Raw genomic sequence first — 21,517 nt, 5'->3', positions numbered from 1 at the left:
TTCGAACAACTATTCTATCATTCTATCATTCACTCAATCAATCTTATTCAAACTCAGAACGTAAAATAGACAGTACTTCGTTCACTGTCTCTTCTTCCAATTCAGTACGACGAACAAGTTCTTCGCTACTCAATTTAAGTACTTGCTTGGCTGTATCTAGACCAATACGGTGAAGCTCTTCCAAGATCCAGTCTTCGATTTCGTCTGAGAATTCTGTCAAATCCACATCCTCATCATCAACTTCTTCTTGTTTGATGTCACGGTACACGTCTAGTTCGTAGCCTACTAATTTACCAGCAAGCTTAATGTTTTGTCCACCTTTACCAATTGCCAAAGACACTTGGTCTGGCTGTAAATACACCGCAATACGTTTACGCTCTTTATCAATGTTCATCGAGCTTACTTTAGCTGGGCTAAGAGCACGCGCTACCAACAACTCAAGGTTTTCGGTATAGTTGATAACATCGATATTTTCATTTTGTAATTCACGAACAATTCCATGAATACGAGAACCTTTCATACCCACGCAAGCTCCTACTGGATCGATGCGATCATCATACGATTCAACAGCTACTTTAGCACGCTCGCCTGGCTCACGTACAATTCTGCGAATCATGATTTGACCATCATAGATTTCAGGGATTTCTTGTTCGAATAATCTTTCCAAAAATACAGGAGAAGTACGAGACAAAATGATTTTTGGCGTACCATTATTCATTTCTACACGGTGGATAACCGCACGTACTGGCTCACCTTTTTTGTAGCGATCTTTAGAAATCATTTCTGCTTTAGGCAAAATCAATTCATTCTTTTCTGCATCAGAAATGATTAATTCTTTACCAACAATTTGGTAAACATCGCCAGAAACCATCTCACCTACCAAGTCTTTATACTTGTCGTAAAGACTTTCTTTTTCAAGGTCCTTAACCTTTTGGATTAGGGTTTGACGAGCCGTTTGAACAATACGGCGACCAAAGTCTTCTAGCTTTACCAATTCAGCCACTTCTTCGCCAATTTCGAAGTCAGGCTGAATTTTACGAGCTTCTTCCAATGGAATTTTGTCATAGTCCCAAATATCTTCTGAGTTGTCATCGACAATCTCGCGGGTACGCCACATTTCTAAGTCCCCGCTTTCCGGGTTGATGATTACATCGAAGTTGGCGTCTGTTCCGTATTTTTTACGAATCATTGTACGAAACACCTCTTCCAACACCTTAATCATCGTCGGGCGGTCAACGCTTTTCTCTTTGGCAAAATCCGCAAACGACGCTATTAACTCTGCACTATTCATTGGTTCATAATTTTTAATGATTGAATAACTTGACAGAAAAGACTCTGGAGTTTTGAATTATGACTAATTCGCTCAACAAGTTCTACGCCAAGTAACGCAGCCACTATTTAAACGATATTTGTACCTTTGCTTTTTCTATATTCAAAAATGGAATAAATTCTGGTTCGATTACTTCACCTTTTTTCAATTTCTTTTTAGGTTCTTCTAACAGAATGATTCCATCTTCTTTTACTTCTTGCAACACGCCTACTTTCTCAGCTCCATCTTTAAATTGAACTTTGAGAGTACGATCAATATTTTTGATGTACTGGCGGGTCAATACTAAAGGCTGGTCGATACCTGGAGAAGACACTTCAAGGTTATAAGCTGTTGGAATGAGTTCTTGTGCTTCGATGCCATTAGCTAATTTTCGGCTAATCTTGGCACATTCCTCAATTTTGATGCCCTCATCAGAATCCACTAAAATCGTGATATTGATACGTGTTTTTAGGACATTGACTTGTAAATCCACCACGAAAAACAATCCGTTTTCGAGAAGTGGTTCAAGCATTTCTGCAATTTTATCTTTTAACATACTTGTTTTTGAAGCCTACAGGAAAGAAAAAAGAAAGCATGAAGATGAAAAACTCTAGAAAACCACCACTTCACCCTCCTCTATGACTTTCTGGTCTGAATGTGTAATACAAAATAAAAAAGAGGGATTTCCGACCCCTCTTCCTAATTTTTCTGGTACAAAATTAGTACTTTTTTTATAAAAAAACAAAAAGATATTATTTTTTCCTCTTTAGATAAGCGTAGGAACAAGAAAACTAAAGCCGTGTTTATCAAAGCCTAAGGATTCATAAAAAGCGTGCGCTTCTACCCTCTTTTGGTTGCTTGAAAGAACTAGTTTGTAACAACCAGCTTCGCCACAAACTTGCATGGCATATTGCATCATTTGCTTGCCAATTCCTTTTCCTTGCAAACTTGCTTGTACTGCTACATCTTCGACTATTCCTGATGGCGTACCTTGATGTGCCAGATTATCCATAATGAGTAACGCAAAAGTACCTACAACTTGATTATCTAGCTCTGCCACGTACACTTTGTAATTGGGATAGTTGGACATTTTCAGGAACAACGCTTCTGCTTCTGGTACAGATAATACCTTCCCCTTGTCTAGCACGTCTGCGTATAATTGAAGAATTGAGGGCAAATCGCTTGTGGACGCTTGACGAATTAACATGAATTGAATGATTAGAGATTGAGCAAATAAGTAATCCGATTTTCTAAAGTAATTATTTTTTGCAAAAAATAACTACTGCGACCTAATAATCAGAAGCCAATATGTCATTTTGCACATCCTCTTCGTTCTTGTTTCGTCTTCATTTTTTTACAAAATACTAACGTTCTGTTACGGATTAACTCAATGGCGTTGATTACCTTTGCAGACTTAAATTTATAACAGGACTATTTCAAAAATAATGCAACTCTTAAAAGTCACTCAGACAGCCATATTCACCTTTGTAGTATCTCTGTCATTATTCGTTAATCACTCAGAAAGCTTTGCGCAAAAGAATAAGCATAATACTCCCGCATCAGTCGAACAGTTTCCTATTCCAGCCGATGGGCCAAATCGCCTTTTTTATATTCAGCGTAGCTCCAATATCAACACTATCCTCTATGACGCTAATGTATTGCCTAACAATAAATTAGACCACAAAAACCCTGTCCATACTTATTGGATTAGATATACAGAAGGTGGTAAAAAGCAGGAGTTGTCAAATATTCAAAGAACGTTGGCGTATGGCTTACATACTAGCGCTCTGGAAGGTGAAGCCAATGCTTATGAAGGTCACTTTTTGGCATATCGTAAAAGAAGATTTATTGTAAAATTAGATAGCCATGGCGAGCCAATTGCATTATTTCCTATTAACGGAAAAATGCAAGTCTTAAAAAAAGTATTTGTGAGTGTAGATGAGAGCGGTTTGATGCCATCAGTTAACTATATCGAGCTTTGGGGCAAGGACGCTACTACCGGGAAAGATGTATATGAGAAGTTCAAGCCATAAGATATGCTTTAGCCTACTGGCTTACGACATTGAGGAATAACAAACAAACATGAGTCATCCCGAATTTTAAAATTAGGGTTATTCTCCAAATTTTCATCAAAAAGCGGTCGAAAAATAGTTTTCGACCGCTTTTTTGATGCTACTATACTAGATATAACTTGGCTTAAGACGCAATCATTGCGTCTCTACTACTAGAATATAAAGTGTAACATAATCACTCATCCGCTCAATCACTAAATTAGGGATGACTCATGTTTATTTATTTAGCTAACTCTCCATACAAATCAAACTCTTCAGCTGAAGTGATTTTTACATCAGCAAAATCACCTAAGCGAACATACTGACTAGCTGGAATTAATACTTCGTTGTCAACTTCTGGTGAGTCAAATTCGGTTCTACCAATGAAATACCCTCCTTCTTTGCGGTCAAACAACACTTTGTAAGTATTACCAATTTTTGCTTGATTCAATTCCAAAGAGATTTCTTGTTGTAATGCCATAATTTCGTCGGCACGTTCTTGTTTTACTTCTTCTGGAATATCGTCTTCGAAAGTATGTGAATGTGTATTTTCTTCGTGCGAGTAGGTAAATACCCCAAGACGGTCAAAACGCATTTTTTCAACAAATTGATACGTTTCTTCAAAATCTTCTTCAGTTTCGCCAGGGTGACCAGAAATTAACGTAGTACGCAAAGCAATGTTAGGCACTTTGTCGCGAATCGCATTGATAAGGTCTTCTGTTTTTTCACGAGTGATACCACGACGCATTTTCTTCAATACCTCTGTCGAGCCACTTTGTAAAGGCATATCCAAATAATTACAGATATTTGGTTTGGCTGCCATCACATCTAATACATCCATCGGAAAACCTGCTGGGTAAGCATATTGCAAACGAATCCAATCCATACCTTCAATGTCTGATAGACGATCAAGTAATTCGGAAAGGTTACGTTTTTTGTAAATATCTAATCCGTAATACGTAAGGTCTTGTGCAATTAGGATAAGCTCTTTTGTTCCTCTCTTTACCAATGATTTCGCTTCTGTCACAAGTTCGTCAATCGGACGAGAAATATGACCTCCACGCATTAATGGAATTGCACAAAACGAACAAGGGCGATCGCAACCTTCCGCAATTTTTAGATAGGCATAATGTGCTGGAGTTGTCAACAAGCGCTCTCCAATCAATTCATGTTTGTAATCTGCCTTAAGGGTTTTGAGCAAACGAGGTAATTCATTTGTACCAAAAAAAGCATCAACTGTTGGGATTTCTTTTTCTAAGTCATCTTTGTAACGATGCGACAAACAGCCTGTTACATAAAGTTTGTCGATAACTCCTGCTTCTTTAGCATCTACATATCTTAAAATTGTATCGATAGATTCTTGTTTGGCATTATCGATAAAGCCACAAGTGTTTACGATAACAATGTTTGAATCGTCTTTTTTAGACTCATGACTTACATTCATACCGTTGCCTTTGAGCTGGGTATAAATTACTTCAGAATCTACCACGTTTTTGCTACAGCCTAATGTAACTATATTTACTTTATTCTTTTTTAACGTTTTCGTTTTCATTCAATTAGTTGCTTGAAAGTCGTTTTCTAGCTTAATAAAATTTGTAATTGCGAGAATTATCAGTTTTCAACATTTCTCCATTTTAATTAAGTCTGCAAAGTTACAACAAAAAACTTAGAAATGAGGATTTTGGCAAACTTGGGTCAAGCATCAAGGCTATAATTTACCGAAAAAGGCTGTGCGAAACCTTTATCGTTTCTCACAGCCTTTTTTTACAATTCTTCTACTTCGGTACTTACACCCAATTCGGCAAAGAGTCGTTCCCAATATGCCGAAACAGCTGGATTGTTTACACGAGTTGAGGCAGTTGGTTCAAAAGGTTTGGCAACAAATACCTGTATTGAAGTCAGGTTATTGAGGTTTGCTTTTAAATTACTGGCATCTTCTCTGGCCCAACCTACTGCGGCAGCATCATCGACAGGAGGGTTTTTGTGAAAATCACGACGATGTTCGCCTTTCATGCTTTCGACCATGTCGGACAGATAATACACTTTTACATCATACCCTCTGGCAGCTTCCTTGTCAATTAGTTCTAGAGAGGCAAGAATATCTGTATTCTCATTGCTACTAGAGGCATTACGAGCATTGAGCTGTTTTACCATTAATTGTTTAAAAATGCTTTTTTCGCGACTCAAATCGAGGGAAAATTCTGTTTTGAGTGCTTCCGAGTCATTGGCATTAGCGCCATCAGTTTCGTCCATTTCGGTACGACTGATTACTTCTGCCACTTTGGCTTTTGCGGTGTTTTCATGAATAAAATACACAATTAACTTATCGCCTTTTCCTCTGATATTCTTTTCTACTAAGTCATTGATAATTTTTGTGTATTTCTCATTCGCAAAACCTTTATCCACATTTACGCTCACTGATTTGTCAATAAATATCATGGAACAAATCTTGGTTTCGGGTAATGTGTTTTCTTGTTTTTTGTCTTGTCCAGAACAAGCCCAAAGTAATATGCCCACCATTAAACAGAGGCTAAAACCTGTAAGCTTACTCGAAACGTTAAATCCGAGAAATTTCATGTTTGTTGTTTAATATTATATATGAGGATGATAAAATTACAATTCAAAATCCAAGAAGGTTCATCATTTTGACCAATCTATTGTGCAAACACATAAACGAACGTTTTGTCTTATGAATTGTAAAGTTAGCATTGTGCCTTACCTCTGCTTATTTTAGGGCTACTTGCTTAGATTGAACTAAGCGAGCCTTCATAGTATTGACTTTGCCATTTTGTTCGAAAGAACTCTCCCAATTCAAAATTTTATAGGGAAATTGAGCTTCGAATTGAATACTAACTTTACGATGTTTTTCTGGATATTCTATGGTATAATTCTTTAAAACTTGCTTACTCAAAGAATCGGTTTTCTCTTCAAGAGTAGCTTTGCATGAAATAGCCTCCACTTTTTGATTCGTAGTATGAAGGTACTCAAGACTGGGAATCATCTCAATTTCGCCATCTGGTAAAGTTTGTGGACTAAGGCGTACTCTATTCCAGATTTCGTCCTCTAGCCATGCCGTTTTTACACTAGTATCTTGTTGCGCTTTTGGTTGGAAATCACTTTTCCCTTTATACAAAAATGTTTGCCCCTGCCAATCCACTTGGCTGTATTCATGTCCTCGTGTATTTTGTTTAGTATATTCTACCTTTAAGGCATGAGGAAATACCACATAATTTGTGGGCGTAAAAGTAGAGTTCGTCAAAGAATATTCATATACCCCTGAGGCTATTTTCTGTATTAAATTTTGTTTGAGTACAGTTGTAGACGCAGATTTGTCAGATGAAGTAGTCTGCATACGTTTTTTTGTATCAAAATCTACCATCGTAAATACCAGTTGTATTTGACCTTTCTGCTGGCTTGTATCCATAGTTTGTGTTAATTCATAGGTATTAAGCTCCGACAATCCTGTATTCCAATATTGTTGAAAAGCTTGATCTTTGGCAAGAGGATTATCTTCTAATGGAGCGGTAGTATTAGTAGGTTTTTCTATTTGAAAAATAGTTGCTTTTTTAACAACAGCAAATAAGCAAGCCAAGATAATACAGAGAAAAAGGAAGTTTCCCCGAATCCATTTGTCGAGTATTTGTAGATTCATATCTAAGAAGTTTGTTGAATTGTTCCACAGCAAGTTACACATTTTAGTCAAATTCACTAACTTGTGTAAGGATGGTTATGCGCATTTGTTTCCCACTTACCTTTTCCTATGACAAAAAGCTCGATCATCTCTCATTACTCATCAACCTTTATATAGCACATGCACAAAATTTTACGCATCAAACTTTTACTCCTGACACTATGCGCAGGCATCACTGCCATTGCCCAAATTCCGAAAGCACCTACTCGCGTAGAAGGTGAAGGTCAGTTTAATCGCATGATTATTCGAGGAGTTAACGTCATCAATGGAACGGGTTCTCCTATGCAAGGCCCTTGTGATATTGTTATCGAGAAAAACAAAATCACTCAAATCAAGGTAGTTGGCTACCCTGGCGTGCCCATTGACCCTAAGGACAGACCCAAAGCTGACAAAGGCGACAAAGAACTAGACTGTACTGGCATGTATGTTCTCCCAGGCTTTGTGGATATGCACGGACATATTGGTGGTCGCTCGCAAGGTACGCCAGCCGAGTATGTTTTCAAGCTTTGGCTAGCACATGGTATCACTACGATTCGCGACCCATCGGCAGGAAACGGCTTGGATTGGGTATTAGACCAAAAACAAAAGTCTGAAAAAAACGAAATCACTGCTCCTCGTATCTTGGCATATACAGCCTTTGGAATGGGTTCGAAGGAAAGCATCACTACAGCAGACCAAGCTCGCGCTTGGGTGGAAGAAAATGCTAAAAAAGGTGCTGATGGTATTAAGTTCTTTGGAGCTAGACCCGAAGTTATGGACGCTGCGCTACGTCGCAATAAAGAATTAGGACTTCGTTCGGCTTGCCACCATGCACAAGTCGATGTGGCTCGTTGGAACGTACTCAACTCCGCCAGAGCTGGCTTGACTTCTATGGAGCACTGGTATGGTTTGCCAGAAGCATTGTTCGATAGTCAAACGATTCAGGACTATCCAGCGGACTACAACTATGGCAACGAGCAAAATCGTTTTGAAGAAGCTGGTAAACTCTGGAAACAGGCTGCCAAGCCTGGCTCAAAACGCTGGAATGAGGTTATGGATGAATTATTGAAACTTGATTTTACGATTGACCCAACTTTCAATATCTATGAAGCCAACCGTGAATTAATGTTAGCTCGTCGTGCCGAATGGCATGAAGAATATACTCTGCCTCAATTATGGCGTTTTTATCAACCATCTCGTATATCACATGGTTCTTATTGGCAAGATTGGGGTACAGAACAAGAGGTAGCTTGGAAAGAAAATTATCGTTTGTGGATGAACTTTATCAATGAGTACAAAAACCGTGGGGGACGTGTTACTGCGGGATCGGATTCTGGTTTTATTTTCCAACTTTATGGCTTTGCGTATATCCGTGAGCTTGAGTTGTTGAGAGAGGCAGGTTTTCATCCACTTGAAGTTATTCGTGCGGCAACTCTCAAAGGTGCTGAGGCTATTGGCATGCAAGATAAAATCGGTAGCGTGGAAACTGGCAAACTAGCGGATTTGGTAATTTTGGAAGAAAATCCCCTCAAAAACCTCAAAGTGTTATATGGCACAGGTGCTATCCGTTTGACAGAAGGTAACGAAGTAAAACGAGTAGGTGGCGTAAAATATACGATCAAAGACGGAGTGGTTTATGATGCAAAAAAGCTTTTGGAAGATGTTCGCAAAATAGTGGCAGAGGCAAAAAAGACTGAAAATTTTGAAATTTTCCAGCCAGGGCTAGAAAAGAAATAATCAATTAATTTTCAGATAGATAAGCGCCATTAAACTTTTCTTTCACACGTAGTTCCTTGAAAAAACCAAGGAGCTACGTGTTTTTTTATAGTGTAATGGTATGTTTTTTGACCTAATAGGGTTAACTAAAATCACTGAGTAAGGTGACAGTGCTTATTTATCAAATATTTTATTGATAAAAAGGCTTTTTTTATCTTACTTTACTAAAGTCAAAAAAGGATAATTCCTTCTTATCCAAACCCGTAAAACCCATTCTCCTATGCTAAATCGTGTGTTATCCCCACTCAAAACATGGTCAAGTGTGTGGCTATGCTTATTTGTTATTAGCATGAGTAGTATGTCTGTACTTTCTGCCGTAAGTAGTAAACTCCAACAAAAACCTGCAACTAGTACAAAAGCTAAACCAAGCCCAAGTACTAAAACAACCACTAGTAGTAAATCAGCTACTAAGAGTAAAAAGAAAAAAGGTAATAAGAGTAAACGAGTTGCCAAAGTAGATACAACAGACCTTGATCCTACTCAAGTAAAAGTTCCTTTATATCAAAATCCCTAGCCACAGGTCGGGACTGTTCGAAGGATTTTAAGCATCATCTATTTCGGATATCGGATGTTGGATTGTGGAAGCACTACCTGCTTTTTGGACTCTTATTGTAGAAGAAGCTAAGTAGTATGCCCCTATTTCCGAAATCAGAAACCCCAAATTAGCAATAGTTTGAAGCCCATCGTACATTTCTAGCCACAAGTCGCTCAGTGTCATTTCTAACACTCAACAGGGTAAGGTCCGTTCTAACTCCAACATTCTCTCCTTACTTCTTGAATTAGATAATATGTATTCAATCACAACGACTGATTTAATAAAATTCTTTTAACATGAAAAAACTCATTTTTACTCTTTTTTTGCTCCTTAGTAGTATTATTGTAACCACAGCCCAAGATGTAAATACTGCATTACGTTACCTTAAAATTGCTAACACCCTTCGCGAAGTAAAACAATTTGACCAGTCTGAAGAATATCTCAATAAAGCATTGGGAATGGTTCGTGGACGAAACGAATACTGGGAAGCCGCTATTTATGAAAACCTTGGCTTTTTGTATCGTGATCAAGAAAACGTGTTGGAAGCCTCACGTAACTTCTCCAAAGCGATTGATATTTATAAGAAATTGAAAATGGGTATGAGCGAAAAAGCTATTTCGCAATTACTCGATGGTTTGAAAGAAGCCGAGGAACTTTATGCAGGTATCGACATTGGCTCGAAAGGTGTGAAGTTAAGTATCATTGGGGTAACCGTTTCGCCGAAAAAGGGAGTTACTTACAACCTCAAAAAGAGTATGTCAATCAACACTGAGCCTAGTGCTTTGACTCCTCAAGCTATCAAAGAAACCGCAACTGCTATCAAAGACTTAGTAGATACAGCTACAGTTCGTAACAACGTATTGTCTGACCGTATGTTTATTGTAATGAGTAGCGGATTGAAACAAGCTACCGACAAACAACCAGGCAAAGAAGCAGAAGTAATTGCTGCGATCCGTGACGCGTTGAAAAATCCTAATCAGAAAATTGATATTATCTCGGCTGAAGACGAAGCTAAATACGGTGCACTATCAATGGTTGCTCCTGAATTACACTTGTCATCATCTGTAATGGATATTGGTGGGGGTAATATCAAGGGAGGCTATTTATTGAGCCGTACCAAATTTGAAGCAGTAAACTTCCCTTATGGTACAAAGGCTTTTGTAAAAATTGTGAAGAAAAAACTCCCAGATGCTAATTTGGAAGAATATACCAAGGGAGTAAACGACGAGGTAAAAGTAGTTGGCGAAGAGTTGGCGCTTGAACTTAACCGTAAAGTAGGTTTGAAAAACCGCAAAAACGTATTTTTATTAGGAGGTATCGTGTTTGTAATGAATTCATTCTTACACCCAGAACGCGCTGCGATTATCGGTCGTCCAGTAGAAGTAAGTTTGGAAGATATTCGTAAATTCCGTCAAATGAGTGCTAGTAGCTACGAGGAGTTGATTAACCCAGATTTCTCTCGTGTGACAGACCCAGCAGTTCGTGCTATTGCAGAAGAAGACGTAAAGAATATCACTACGAAAATCTATAACCAACAAGATATTATTGCTGGTGCAGCATTGTTAGAAACTTTGATTAAAGAAATGAACCGTGATGGCGTTCAAAAACGCTTCTATTTCATCAAAGGTGGTGACGTAGCATGGATTAGCGGTTATGTGTTCAAATTAATTTCTGACGAATACCAAGCTCGTAAAGAATAGACGAATTGTGAGTTATGAATTGTGAATTACTCATTCTTAATTCACAATTCACAACTCACAATTCACTAAATCACAATTCACTCAATCTCACTAGGCAGCATAGTGCAATTTATGTTGATTGACATGTAATAAGTTTTCGATTTTATGTACTGCTATCGAATACGTTGCTTTTAGCGCTCCTACTGATGTGCCTGTTATTCTGGCAATTTCTTCGTAGCGCATTTCATCAAAATAGCGCATATTAAATACTAAACGTTGTTTATCGGGCAAAGTCATGATAGCATTTTGTAGCGCCAACTGAATATCATCACCCGAAATTAGTACGTCACGGTTATTATCTGATACAAATACTTCTGAAAAATCTTCGATTTCACAAAATTGCATTTTACGTTTATTTCTCAGAAAATTGAGACATTCGTTGGTTGCAATACGGTATATCCAAGTAAATAATTGAGAATCGCCTCTAAAATTATCAAGTCCTTGCCATACCTTCAAAAATACCTCCTGCGTCAAATCGTCTGCATCGTCGTGTGAGACAACCATTTTACGCACATGCCAATAAATCTTACGCTGATATTTTTGTATTAACCAATTGAATAGAGATAGTTTATCTTGGGATGGCTTCATAACACAAGGGAATAGATTTTGTATATGACAAATTTGCCCTTAAAAGCAAAAATGCTTTATGATGGTATTCATAAAGCATTCATGATTGTGGTCAGCCTTTTGGCAACTATAAGCTTTTCACTTCTCCTCCCAAATTAGATTTGATACTCTTCTGACTAGGATTTCCCTTATATGTCAAAGAGCCTCCTGTACCCGCAGAGGCATCGAGCGATTGTGAAGTTGCTACTTCTGCCATTCCTCCTGTATTAACTTTGGCATCGGTTTGTTCTGCTTTCAAATCAAAAGCGTGCAATTGTCCTCCTGTATTTACACGGACTGACTGGTATTTTGCTTTTCCTTCTAGATTTACAATAGCTCCTTGCAAACTTGCTACTTCGAGTGTATTGAGGTCTAAATCGGCTTTAATGATTGCCCCAGAGCTGCCTTCTAAAATCAAATGGTTGCCTGCCAAAACATTGCCAAATTGTAATTCGGCACCACGACCACCTTTGATACTACTCAAATCGGCGCTATATACTACTTTGACTTCATAGTAGCTCCCTGCATTTGCTTTTTTATCTTTTTCAGTAAGTTGTTTAAAGATTTTAGTTTTTACCGATAATTCACCACCAGAGACGGAGATTGTCAAATCGTCTAAACTGAGGTTTCCATGTGCCTCGGCTGTAACTTTATTGGTGTTTCCTTTTACGATTTCTACTTTCATGATTCCTTGAAAGTCTACTTTAGTAAAAGCCTGAACAGTCATTTCTTGAGAATTTTGTGCCCAAGCACTTACACTTACTAAGAGTATTGCTATACTCGCCATCAATATTTTTCTCATTTCTACACAAACTTTAGGTTAAACATTACATCCTAGATGTAAAAACTAACGAAGAAGTTGCATCGATAGTGTCAAAATTTAGTAAGTATCCATTTGTGGGTCTATTTCATAAGCCCAAGCATTGATTCCTCCTGTGAGGTTATAAAGATTATCGAATTGATGATTTTGCTCTAAAAACTGAATAACCGAAGCCGAACGCATACCATGATGACAATATACCACTACGGGTTTATCACGTGGGATATGCTTGATATTATTAGGGACATGATTCATCGGAATCAATACCGAATTGTCTAAATGACAAATTTCATATTCATTTGGATTACGAACATCTAGGAGAAATAAATCTTCTTGAGCCTCGATTTTCTCTTGTAATTCCTCCACTGAAAGTGTTTTCATAATATTCGTTTTACAGGCAATTTCTTCTTGTTCTTGTGTCTCAGACTGGCGAGCAAGTTGTTCGGCGTCTGGACGGCGTTTTACTTTTATTTTTCTAGAAGTATTTTCTAGTAAATCAATCATCAAAAACTCACCACTCAATACTTTGCCTATGCCTGTTACCATTTTTACGACTTCGTTGGCTTGGTACATACCTAGCGTGCCAGGCAAAATACCCAATACGCCAATAGTAGCACAGTTAGGAATTTCTAGTTCTGAAGGTTGTTCGGGAAACAAACAACGGTATGTAGGTCCTTGTTGACCACTGGCATCGGTATAATTAAATACCGAAACTTGCCCTTCAAACTGGTGGATTGCTCCATAGACAAAAGGCTTATTGAGCTTGACACAAATGTCATTGATCAAATAACGAGTTGTGAAGTTGTCGGTACAGTCAACTACGATATCATATTGCTGAATATACTGAAGAGCGTTTTCTTTTTTGAGTCTATGTAAAATGGCTTCGACTTCGATGCTATCATTCATCGCCAAAAGACGCTTGGTAGCCACTAATGCTTTGGGATTGCCGATATCTTCCACTTTGTATAAAACCTGACGTTGAAGATTGGTCAAGTCTACGGCGTCATTGTCGATAATTCCAATTTTGCCGATACCTGCTGCGGCTAGGTAAAGAAGCACTGGACAACCCAAACCACCAGCTCCCACCACAAGCACTTTGGTAGATTTGAGCTTCTCTTGTCCTTCAATACCTATTTGAGGAAGTAGTAAATGTTTTTGATAACGAGTTTTTTCAGAAGATGTCAGCATAGTATATTGAGGTATTAAATTGTCAGGAGTTAATCATATCACTGACAAGCAATAACTAAACGGTTATCGAGCGCTATTTTGTTTCATAAATTTAAAATAAAATAGAGCATTGGTTGTGAATATATTGGAGTGCTGAGGTTAAAACATGATTTTACTTATATTTCACATATTCCCATTTTTCCATGTCAAAATAACCCCGTGTAAAATATTTTTTATCCAATGGCTTATCGTCTAAGTAATAATGTATATCCTCTAACTCATTCAAAATACCACTTGGTGGTACTTCTATAATGATTTTGTTCCATGGTTCCCAAAACTCTTTCATGATCCCATGCGTGACATTGTATTGATCTAAGATACCCTCCTTAAGAACTGTCAACACATTTTCAACATTATCTCTGTACGATTGACTAGTATTATCCATAAAATTAAACACAGGTTTTATTTGATTTCTACCATTTCTATAGCGTAAATCAACAACTGGCTCACCTGCTTTGATTTCAAGAGTCATTATAATTTTAGCATATTTCTTCTTAAAGTTGATATCAGGTAAATCATAATCTAATAGATCAGCTGCAAGATGATGAGGATATCTTTGTGAAAGCATTGCAGCATCTTTAAATTCCTCATTGTAAAGTCGTTCTTCATCAAACCAATAATTAAACTGATAACTTCCATCAGGATATAATGTGATTAGTACATCACTATATATTTCACCATGATTAGCTTTGTAAATTAGTAGCTCTTTTAATCCATCATAGTATTCCGAAATAAATTCTCGCCTTCTGCCCAAAATGCTAGATAGTAACTCATCATAAAAGTATATACCAATAGAGGTACGGATATTCTTTACATCCCTTCCAGTTTGACAAGATACTTTAATCACTTGATTTTGATTCTCTTCCAATAAGTCTTTACGACAGAACTCTGCAATTTGGCGTTCTTTGATAGGTATATCCATATTTTGAAATAGGGCTATGGTTCATTCTTTAGTTTTGCTCTAGAACAACAGCTTGATAAGCCGCAAACTCCAGACAAAACAAAAGCCTCTTCGCAATATAATTACGAAGAGGCTTTAAAATTGTCGGAGACAAGTATAACTAAACGTTCAATGTTCCTTTGCGAGCAGCGTCAATCAAAGAAGCTTCCAAACCTTTCTTGTTGATTGTACGGATTGCTTTCGCTGAAACTTTCAAAGTTACCCATACACCTTCAGACTCTAAAAAGAATTTTTTAGTGTGCAAGTTTGGATAAAACTTTCTTTTAGTTTTGTTATTAGCGTGAGAAACGTTGTTACCCACTTGAGTTTTCTTTCCTGTTAATTGACAAACCTTCGCCATGATAAAAATGCGTTAATTGTTTATGTGTTAATCGCCTCACTATCAAAAAATTCTTTACTATATTTAGTCTTTTTACTGATAATAAATCATTTTCATCAAAAGACTTTATGATAATTCAGAATTAAACTTAATACTATATTCGGCGATGTAATAGACTTGATAATCAGTGTTTTCTGAAATTGGAACGCAAAAGTATGAATTATTTTGTAAACTCGCAATTTATTATGAAAAGATTTATGCTATCATATCAAGTTTTCGCAAATTCTATCGTTTTTGAAAGAAAACCTGCCAAATTTGTATATCAAATAATACCTTATGATAAAAAAGATTGCCACTTCTTTGCTTTGGCTCAGCAGTTTACCGCTGTGTATGTACACTTTGTTCGCGTACTTTTTGGGCTATACCATTGTATGGGAACATTGGTTCGCAGGGTTTGTGATGATGTCCATTCCTATAGCCCAAGGAGCTTGTTTAATTCTGGGGCTAATCTGGCTATATATTCGTCCATCTAGAGCTTGGGTATTTTTGATTATTTGGTTTATGGGGTGGCCATTTACGGTACGCACAATTCAGTTTTCGCCTACTCATGAAACTACCAACGACGAACTAAGCGTTTTGAGCTACAATGTCTTCAGTTTTCAAGGACTAAAACCATCCGATAAAGAATCCTTGTTTGACTATGTTGAACACTTCGATGCAGATATCATATGCTTTCAGGAGTTTAGCAAAACCTCTAATGAAGACGGAAGATTTGCCGCAGATTTACTCAAAAAAGAATATCCATACAGAGCCATAAATGCTGATCCAAAGGGATATTACTCTACTTTGGTAATTTATTCGAGGTATCCTATCATCAACAAAAAAGGCAAAGCTTTTCCTGGCAATAGTACAAGTAATGGGTATTTATTGGCTGATATAATTTTCAGAAAAGATACTGTTCGTATTATCAACCTTCAGCTACAATCAATGGGTATCCGTGTGGGGAAAGTAGCAAAAGCGTTCAATAACAAAGATGAAGCCATGGTAAAAACTGAAGGAAGAGATATCCTATCATCTTTGAAAAAAGGCTTTATTGACCATGCTCGCGAAATTAAGTCTATCGAAAAGCTTATCGATGAAAGCCCCTACCCTGTTATAGTTTGTGGTGATTTCAACGAAGTGCCTTATGGACTAGCTTATGGTCATGTAAGAGATAGACTTGAAAATGCTTTTGAAAAAGCTGGTAATGGTTTTGGTTTTACCCTGAATCGAAGCCCTAAGTTTGTAAGAATTGACAATCAGTTTTTTAGTGATAAAATCAAAATACATTCTTTTATCACGCACAGCGAAATAAAATACTCCGACCATTATCCTATTTCGGCATCCTATACATTGCCATAGGCTAACGATTGTAAGGAGTCAGTATTGGCTATTTCTTCCTCAAAACTTACAACTTTTATCTCTATGGACATTATTCTGACGATTCTTGCGATTGGCTTATTACTTGGTGGTTTAGCTGGGGCTGTACTTCCTATCCCAGGTCCACCCTTGAGTTTGGCGGGAATGTTTTGTTTACACTATACCCGCTTTGTCGAGTTCAATAAAAGTACTTTGGTTGTATTTACAGGACTGACGGTAGCAATGGCTATTTTTGATTACTATGCACCAGTTTGGGGAACCAAAAAGTTTGGAGGAAGCAAATACGGAGCCATTGGATCTACGATAGGTTTATTGATTGGTATGTTTTTTATTCCAGCAGTAGGGATGTTATTAGGTGCATTTTTGGGCGCTTTGATTGGCGAACTTATCAATGGCGCTGATTTTTCAAAAGCTTTGAAAGCTGCCATCGGTTCGTTTATAGGACTTATTACGGGCATGGTTGGAAAAATTGCTTTATGCCTTGCCATGTTACTCTGGTCAGGCTTTGCCCTTGGTGAATATATTATGATTATGTTTTTTTGAGAAAACGTAACAATTGCGGATTTGGGATTGCTGATTTCGGAAATAAAGAAAAAGACCTTTATTCTTTACAAAATAGAGAAGCCTACACTTCCGAAATCCAACATCCGATATCCGCAATACATTCCTGTTACGTCTCTACAAAGTCCATTTCAGTAGCCATTTTACTAAAGCTCTTGGTTCGCAAATGGACCATGAATGAGGATTTCGCGTCTTTTGTTGACGTCGCCAGCCTTGGTCTTTAGTCACAATCAATTCAGATTGAGTTGCTCCCAAAATTTTTAAGGTATTAATCATCGCTACACAGTCGATAGCATTAATATCATATAAATCCCTATTTCTTTCCTGCATTTGCCATTCAATCGCTATTTCGGTATATAGTCTCAGAGGGATTTTTTTTAACCAATCTAGTTGATTGAGGTCTTTTGATTGGTATGAAAAGCACGATAAGTCCTGATATTTTTGTGGATTATTTTCGGGAGTACCTTCAAATTCCATTTTGAGTCTTTCTACCAAATACTTAGCCTCCTCGCTCGCAATAGCCGATTGATTGAGCCAGATAGTTCGTTCGATAGACTGATAAAAACGAGCAAAATCGTGTGGTGGATCTATTCCAAAAATAGCTTTTGGAATGGGACTATTGTGTTCAACTAAGCGCTTTGCTAACCTGATTGCACCGCTTCCACCTAATGAAAATCCTCCTAAAAAGAAAGGCGTTTTATGGAGCTTTAATCTTTCGGAAGTTTTATTTACAATAGATTCAAGGGCTTTTTGAGAAAGCTCATCTATGTAAAATGACGGAGGACTGGCATTCAAAAAAGGAATAATTACCAACAAACCATTTTGTGCGGCTACCACTGGAATATCCGATTCTTTCAAAACGGATTCGGGTGTTTCGCCAAAACCTGGCAATAACAGCACCCAACCTTTAGGAGTTTGAGCAGGATGTATTTCGAGCTGATATTTGACTAAAACCTCATCTGAATACTGATAAGTTTGGCGTTTTTGAGCCAGCCCCGTCCATGTCAAAAATAAGAAAGCTATTAGTAATTTAGTCTTCATAGGTAAAAGAAGTGATTAGTTAATAGTATATCAGTTATTGGATTGAACTCATTATCAGAAGGATACTATTCAAGTAATTCTAACTATTGCAGATTGGGGATTTCTGATTTCGGAAATAACGTAAAACACCTTTATTTTTTACAAAATGGAAAAGCTTACACTTCCGAAATCCAACATCCGATATCCGAAATAAATGGTTTTTGTAATCCTTCGTACAGCCCTAATTCTCAACTCGTAATTCGGCACTCCTACTTATGCTATCAAAAAATGCCATCAGCTTTCACCGATGGCATTCTGATTGGATAAGTTAGTACGCAAAATAAACTTAAATTTTTAAGCCTTTGGCTTTCAGATATCGGCATTCGGCAAAACCATAGCTATCTTTACTAAAAAAATATTTAACACTCTTTGCCTTGTGCCTGTTGCCTGTTCCCTAAAACATATAAATCTAATTTTGCAGTAATACTTAATTCTATCAAATACTTTTATTCTACTACTACACGCTTAACGGTACCATCTTCATTCTGTGTAACTGTAACGAACAAAGTACCTTTTGTGTTTTTCTTCAAATCTACTTGACCCATAAATTCGCCTTCAAAGTCTTTTACTACCTGATGACCCACTTCTTTACCATTTACATCAGTAACCGAAATAGTCACATTTCCCTTTTGTGGAGCGTCAAAACGAAGGTTTAGTTTAGCATCAAAAGGTTTGTTAGGATATACTCTCAAACCATGAATCGTTTTGGACTCGCTCATGCCTGGGAAAGTGCCATTTCCATCAAAAAAGAAAAGGTTTTTAGCGCCATCTTGCAGGCTTTTCAAACGTGGTTGAGCTTTCGCTATCCATTCGTCTGTATTAAAGTCCTTGAATCTTTTCTGCATCTCTTTATCCATGCCTTTAAAGTCGAAGTTGAAATTTAAGTTTTCTTCATCACCATTCAACTCACGTTCAATCGTTTGACCATCTTTTTTGATGATAATACGACGTTTCATATTTTTGCCAGGACGAGCCATAGCAAGAGAGTCCCCATCATTAAGTGAGAATGATTGGATTTCAACATCGTTATTTTTTTGAGCATCCTTATCAGCAAAAATCTTCATTTTAATTTTTGCTTTTGGTCCATCCGCCTTAGCCATTAGAGAATCCGTAATACCAGAAACTAATTTTTCTTTAGCTTCGCTACTCAAACCCTCCACGTTATAATTACGCTCAAAAACTTCCTTTTTGCCATTTTCGGTCGTTTCGACATGTACTTTCAATTTCCCGTCTTTCTCTTGAACTGTTTGAGAAATACTCTTGCTTTGGGCAAAAGATGATACGCTTGCCAAGCACAAAATAGCTACGCTAAATGATTTAAAAGTAACCTTCATAGTTTTGTAAATTTTAATGGAACAACGTACAAGTTATCGTTTCCAAACGCTAGTGGTAAATGCGTTTTTGTTATCAAGAACAAACATAATGAACCAATTCAATATCAAAGCGTTGAACTCTGTTAAAAGATGTTAAAAGGGCTTTATGATAATACTATTCCTTCTAATTTTGCGATATACCTTTTGAATTGATTCACGCTACCAATGCGTTTGAACATTTCAAAGAAACCACTTTAAACAAAATGTTGCATCAATACCTTGAATTTGATGTAATTAGCAAAGCACTAATTGGCTTGACATTCGCATGACAAAACGTAAGATTCAATATATCATCGCCCTGATGGCATTTGGCTCTCTAGGGCTAATCATCTTCCAATTTTACTGGTTGGGCTTTACGCTTCGTGCCAAAAACGAACAATTTGGTAGCGATGTCCGTGATGCCATGCAGCGAGTAGTAAGACGATTGGGACAACAAGAGTTTTTTTATTTGGCAAAACAAAAAATGGAGATTGAAGAAAAGCAAAAGCAATTAGTTGCCATTGCGAATCCTACTCCCCAAAAAGCCAAAGAAACTCATAAAGTACCCGTTGCTACTAAAACTTATCCTAATTTGCCCGCAGGAATCGAAGCTCTCGCCAAAAGCTCATTGCCTTCTGATATTTTGGTATCTAAAAGCACCGAAATTTTACCCAATGGTGAAGTTCGCGAATATGAGGAATGGTCGGTGAATATGGACATGGAGGAAGTACAAAAAAGACTTAATGAAAATAAGCGTTTGGATGAGATTTTGGCAGAAGCATTAAATAACCACGCTACAGTCGCTAAATACAAACAAGATTCGGCCAAGAAAGCTCAAAAGCTAGCCGAAAAACGTAAACAAGAACAAAAAGTCAGAGAACAGCAAAAAGATCATCTTATTGCCCGAGAACATACAGATATCGATTCGCAAGGGCAAATGGCCAAAGAGGTTTTGAGTGATTTTTTATTTAAAAAGCGTAAAATTACCGAACGCATCAATTTTGTCATTTTGGATTCTTTGTTGAAACAAGAAATTAAAAATAAGGGTATCTCACTGCCATTTGAGTATGGAATTAGTACAAAAGAAGCACCTGTATTACATTACGCCTCTTCGTTGAAATACAAAGAAAATGGCTTAAAAAGCGATAAAGACACTTATATTGTCAACCTTTTCCCTAATGACTTAAATGCATCAGAAAGCTATTTAAGGCTATATTTCCCCAACCAAGACCGCTACATCATACGTACCATGTGGGTCATGTACGCAAGCTCACTGATGCTGATTTTGGTTATGTTAGGGTGTTTTTATATTGCTGTCAATACGATTGTGAAACAAAAGCATTTGGCTGATATTAAAAACGATTTTATCAACAATATGACCCATGAGTTCAAAACGCCTATTTCGACTATTTCGTTGGCTACCCAGATGTTACAAGACAACGATGTGGCAGCCAGCAAAACGATGTTTAGTCGCTATTTGAATATCATCAAGGAAGAGAATAAACGGCTAGGTTCGCAGGTAGAAAAAGTACTACAAACTGCCCAAATGGAACGTGGAGAATTGAAACTCAAACTAGGTTTGGTAAATGTTCATCAGGTCATAGAACATGTTCTCGAAAATATGAGTCCACAAATAGAGCTACGTGAAGGCGATTTGAGCTTTGATTTTAAAGCAGATAATCCCGAAATTGAAGCCGATGAAGTGCATCTTACCAATATAATTTTTAACTTGCTCGACAACGCCAATAAATATTCACCCGAAAAACCTCAGATATCTATCCAAACAGAAGATACTCCCGAAGGGATTGCCATTAGGGTAAGTGACAATGGTATTGGTATGACAAAAGAATCGATCAAAAACATTTTTGAGAAATTTTATCGTGTACCTACTGGTAACCTTCACGATGTCAAGGGTTTTGGATTAGGCTTGAGCTATGTCAAAAAAATCGTAGAAGAACATAAAGGTAAAATCCGTGTGCAAAGCAAACTAGGCGAAGGCAGTACTTTCGAGATTATTTTACCCATTGCCAAAAGTTAATTAAGTAAAGGAGTTTCTGATAAAATGAAGAAAACATTTTTGTATAATACCTAT

At 37.3% G+C, this 21,517-nt stretch carries 21 protein-coding genes; 7 read left to right on the top strand and 14 right to left on the bottom strand.

Annotation, left to right across the window (positions count from 1 at the left end):
- Positions 1-43: 43 nt before the first annotated feature.
- The 3 genes from nusA to GVN22_RS03505 all read right to left on the bottom strand — a co-directional run bounded on the left by nusA (position 44) and on the right by GVN22_RS03505 (position 2,516).
- Complete coding sequence (gene nusA, locus GVN22_RS03515) at positions 44-1,291, bottom strand: transcription termination factor NusA (RefSeq protein ID WP_095160765.1); 1,248 nt, start codon at positions 1,289-1,291, stop codon at positions 44-46.
- 103 nt (positions 1,292-1,394) lie between these two features.
- Positions 1,395-1,865: a ribosome maturation factor RimP gene (gene rimP, locus GVN22_RS03510; RefSeq protein WP_166549687.1), complete on the bottom strand. Its 471-nt coding sequence runs from the start codon at positions 1,863-1,865 to the stop codon at positions 1,395-1,397.
- A 210-nt stretch (positions 1,866-2,075) separates the two neighbouring features.
- Positions 2,076-2,516: a GNAT family N-acetyltransferase gene (locus GVN22_RS03505; protein ID WP_166549686.1), complete on the bottom strand. Its 441-nt coding sequence runs from the start codon at positions 2,514-2,516 to the stop codon at positions 2,076-2,078.
- Between the two features lie 238 nt (positions 2,517-2,754).
- Between GVN22_RS03505 and GVN22_RS03500 the strand changes: the two genes are divergently transcribed.
- Entirely contained in the window at positions 2,755-3,342 is a 588-nt protein-coding gene (locus GVN22_RS03500; protein ID WP_166549685.1) for a DUF4833 domain-containing protein, read from the top strand.
- A 259-nt stretch (positions 3,343-3,601) separates the two neighbouring features.
- On the opposite strand, the gene rimO is transcribed toward GVN22_RS03500, so the two are convergent.
- The 3 genes from rimO to GVN22_RS03485 form a co-directional block, all read right to left on the bottom strand.
- Positions 3,602-4,912, bottom strand: coding sequence for a 30S ribosomal protein S12 methylthiotransferase RimO (rimO, locus tag GVN22_RS03495; protein ID WP_166549684.1), 1,311 nt, complete (start codon positions 4,910-4,912; stop codon positions 3,602-3,604).
- A gap of 212 nt (positions 4,913-5,124) precedes the next feature.
- Positions 5,125-5,937, bottom strand: coding sequence for a hypothetical protein (locus GVN22_RS03490; RefSeq protein WP_205690774.1), 813 nt, complete (start codon positions 5,935-5,937; stop codon positions 5,125-5,127).
- Positions 5,938-6,085: 148 nt separating this feature from the next.
- Complete coding sequence (locus tag GVN22_RS03485; protein ID WP_166549683.1) at positions 6,086-7,012, bottom strand: hypothetical protein; 927 nt, start codon at positions 7,010-7,012, stop codon at positions 6,086-6,088.
- 159 nt (positions 7,013-7,171) lie between these two features.
- On the opposite strand from GVN22_RS03485, the gene GVN22_RS03480 reads away from it, so the two are divergent.
- The gene (locus GVN22_RS03480) at positions 7,172-8,767 is read left to right on the top strand and encodes an amidohydrolase family protein (protein WP_166549682.1); all 1,596 of its coding nucleotides are present in this window, start codon (positions 7,172-7,174) and stop codon (positions 8,765-8,767) included.
- 259 nt (positions 8,768-9,026) lie between these two features.
- Positions 9,027-9,320 (top strand): hypothetical protein, encoded by a 294-nt coding sequence (locus tag GVN22_RS03475; RefSeq protein WP_166549681.1) that lies wholly within the window; start codon positions 9,027-9,029, stop codon positions 9,318-9,320.
- A 27-nt stretch (positions 9,321-9,347) separates the two neighbouring features.
- Here GVN22_RS03475 and GVN22_RS03470 read toward each other — a convergent pair whose 3' ends face one another.
- On the bottom strand, positions 9,348-9,524 hold the full coding sequence (locus GVN22_RS03470; RefSeq protein WP_166549680.1) for a hypothetical protein: 177 nt from the start codon (positions 9,522-9,524) through the stop codon (positions 9,348-9,350).
- Between the two features lie 113 nt (positions 9,525-9,637).
- On the opposite strand from GVN22_RS03470, the gene GVN22_RS03465 reads away from it, so the two are divergent.
- The gene (locus tag GVN22_RS03465; RefSeq protein ID WP_166549679.1) at positions 9,638-11,041 is read left to right on the top strand and encodes a tetratricopeptide repeat protein; all 1,404 of its coding nucleotides are present in this window, start codon (positions 9,638-9,640) and stop codon (positions 11,039-11,041) included.
- Between the two features lie 90 nt (positions 11,042-11,131).
- On the opposite strand, the gene GVN22_RS03460 is transcribed toward GVN22_RS03465, so the two are convergent.
- The 5 genes from GVN22_RS03460 to rpmB form a co-directional block, all read right to left on the bottom strand.
- Complete coding sequence (locus GVN22_RS03460) at positions 11,132-11,668, bottom strand: RNA polymerase sigma factor (RefSeq protein ID WP_166549678.1); 537 nt, start codon at positions 11,666-11,668, stop codon at positions 11,132-11,134.
- Between the two features lie 106 nt (positions 11,669-11,774).
- Positions 11,775-12,488 carry a head GIN domain-containing protein gene (locus GVN22_RS03455; protein ID WP_166549677.1) on the bottom strand — a complete coding sequence of 238 codons (714 nt, stop codon included), beginning with the start codon at positions 12,486-12,488 and terminating at the stop codon, positions 11,775-11,777.
- A 78-nt stretch (positions 12,489-12,566) separates the two neighbouring features.
- A complete protein-coding gene (moeB, locus tag GVN22_RS03450) occupies positions 12,567-13,694 on the bottom strand; it encodes a molybdopterin-synthase adenylyltransferase MoeB (protein WP_166549676.1) in 1,128 nt (375 codons plus the stop codon).
- A gap of 151 nt (positions 13,695-13,845) precedes the next feature.
- Complete coding sequence (locus GVN22_RS03445; RefSeq protein WP_166549675.1) at positions 13,846-14,655, bottom strand: hypothetical protein; 810 nt, start codon at positions 14,653-14,655, stop codon at positions 13,846-13,848.
- Between the two features lie 139 nt (positions 14,656-14,794).
- Positions 14,795-15,034: a 50S ribosomal protein L28 gene (gene rpmB, locus GVN22_RS03440; protein WP_095160780.1), complete on the bottom strand. Its 240-nt coding sequence runs from the start codon at positions 15,032-15,034 to the stop codon at positions 14,795-14,797.
- 315 nt (positions 15,035-15,349) lie between these two features.
- On the opposite strand from rpmB, the gene GVN22_RS03435 reads away from it, so the two are divergent.
- Entirely contained in the window at positions 15,350-16,414 is a 1,065-nt protein-coding gene (locus tag GVN22_RS03435) for an endonuclease/exonuclease/phosphatase family protein (RefSeq protein ID WP_166549674.1), read from the top strand.
- Between the two features lie 63 nt (positions 16,415-16,477).
- Positions 16,478-16,975 (top strand): DUF456 domain-containing protein, encoded by a 498-nt coding sequence (locus GVN22_RS03430; protein ID WP_166549673.1) that lies wholly within the window; start codon positions 16,478-16,480, stop codon positions 16,973-16,975.
- A 135-nt stretch (positions 16,976-17,110) separates the two neighbouring features.
- Here GVN22_RS03430 and GVN22_RS03425 read toward each other — a convergent pair whose 3' ends face one another.
- A complete protein-coding gene (locus tag GVN22_RS03425; protein ID WP_166549672.1) occupies positions 17,111-18,034 on the bottom strand; it encodes a hypothetical protein in 924 nt (307 codons plus the stop codon).
- A gap of 485 nt (positions 18,035-18,519) precedes the next feature.
- On the bottom strand, positions 18,520-19,407 hold the full coding sequence (locus GVN22_RS03420) for a T9SS type A sorting domain-containing protein (RefSeq protein WP_205690773.1): 888 nt from the start codon (positions 19,405-19,407) through the stop codon (positions 18,520-18,522).
- Positions 19,408-19,711: 304 nt separating this feature from the next.
- Between GVN22_RS03420 and GVN22_RS03415 the strand changes: the two genes are divergently transcribed.
- Positions 19,712-21,463: a sensor histidine kinase KdpD gene (locus GVN22_RS03415; protein WP_166549671.1), complete on the top strand. Its 1,752-nt coding sequence runs from the start codon at positions 19,712-19,714 to the stop codon at positions 21,461-21,463.
- Positions 21,464-21,517: the final 54 nt, after the last annotated feature.

Origin of the sequence: Cellulophaga sp. BC115SP (assembly GCF_009905545.1) — a bacterium.
GTDB classification, from domain to species: Bacteria; Bacteroidota; Bacteroidia; order Cytophagales; family Spirosomataceae; genus Flectobacillus; species Flectobacillus rivi.
The sequence above is the reverse complement of the archived record's forward strand: the minus strand, read 5'-3'. Positions and strand labels throughout refer to the sequence as shown.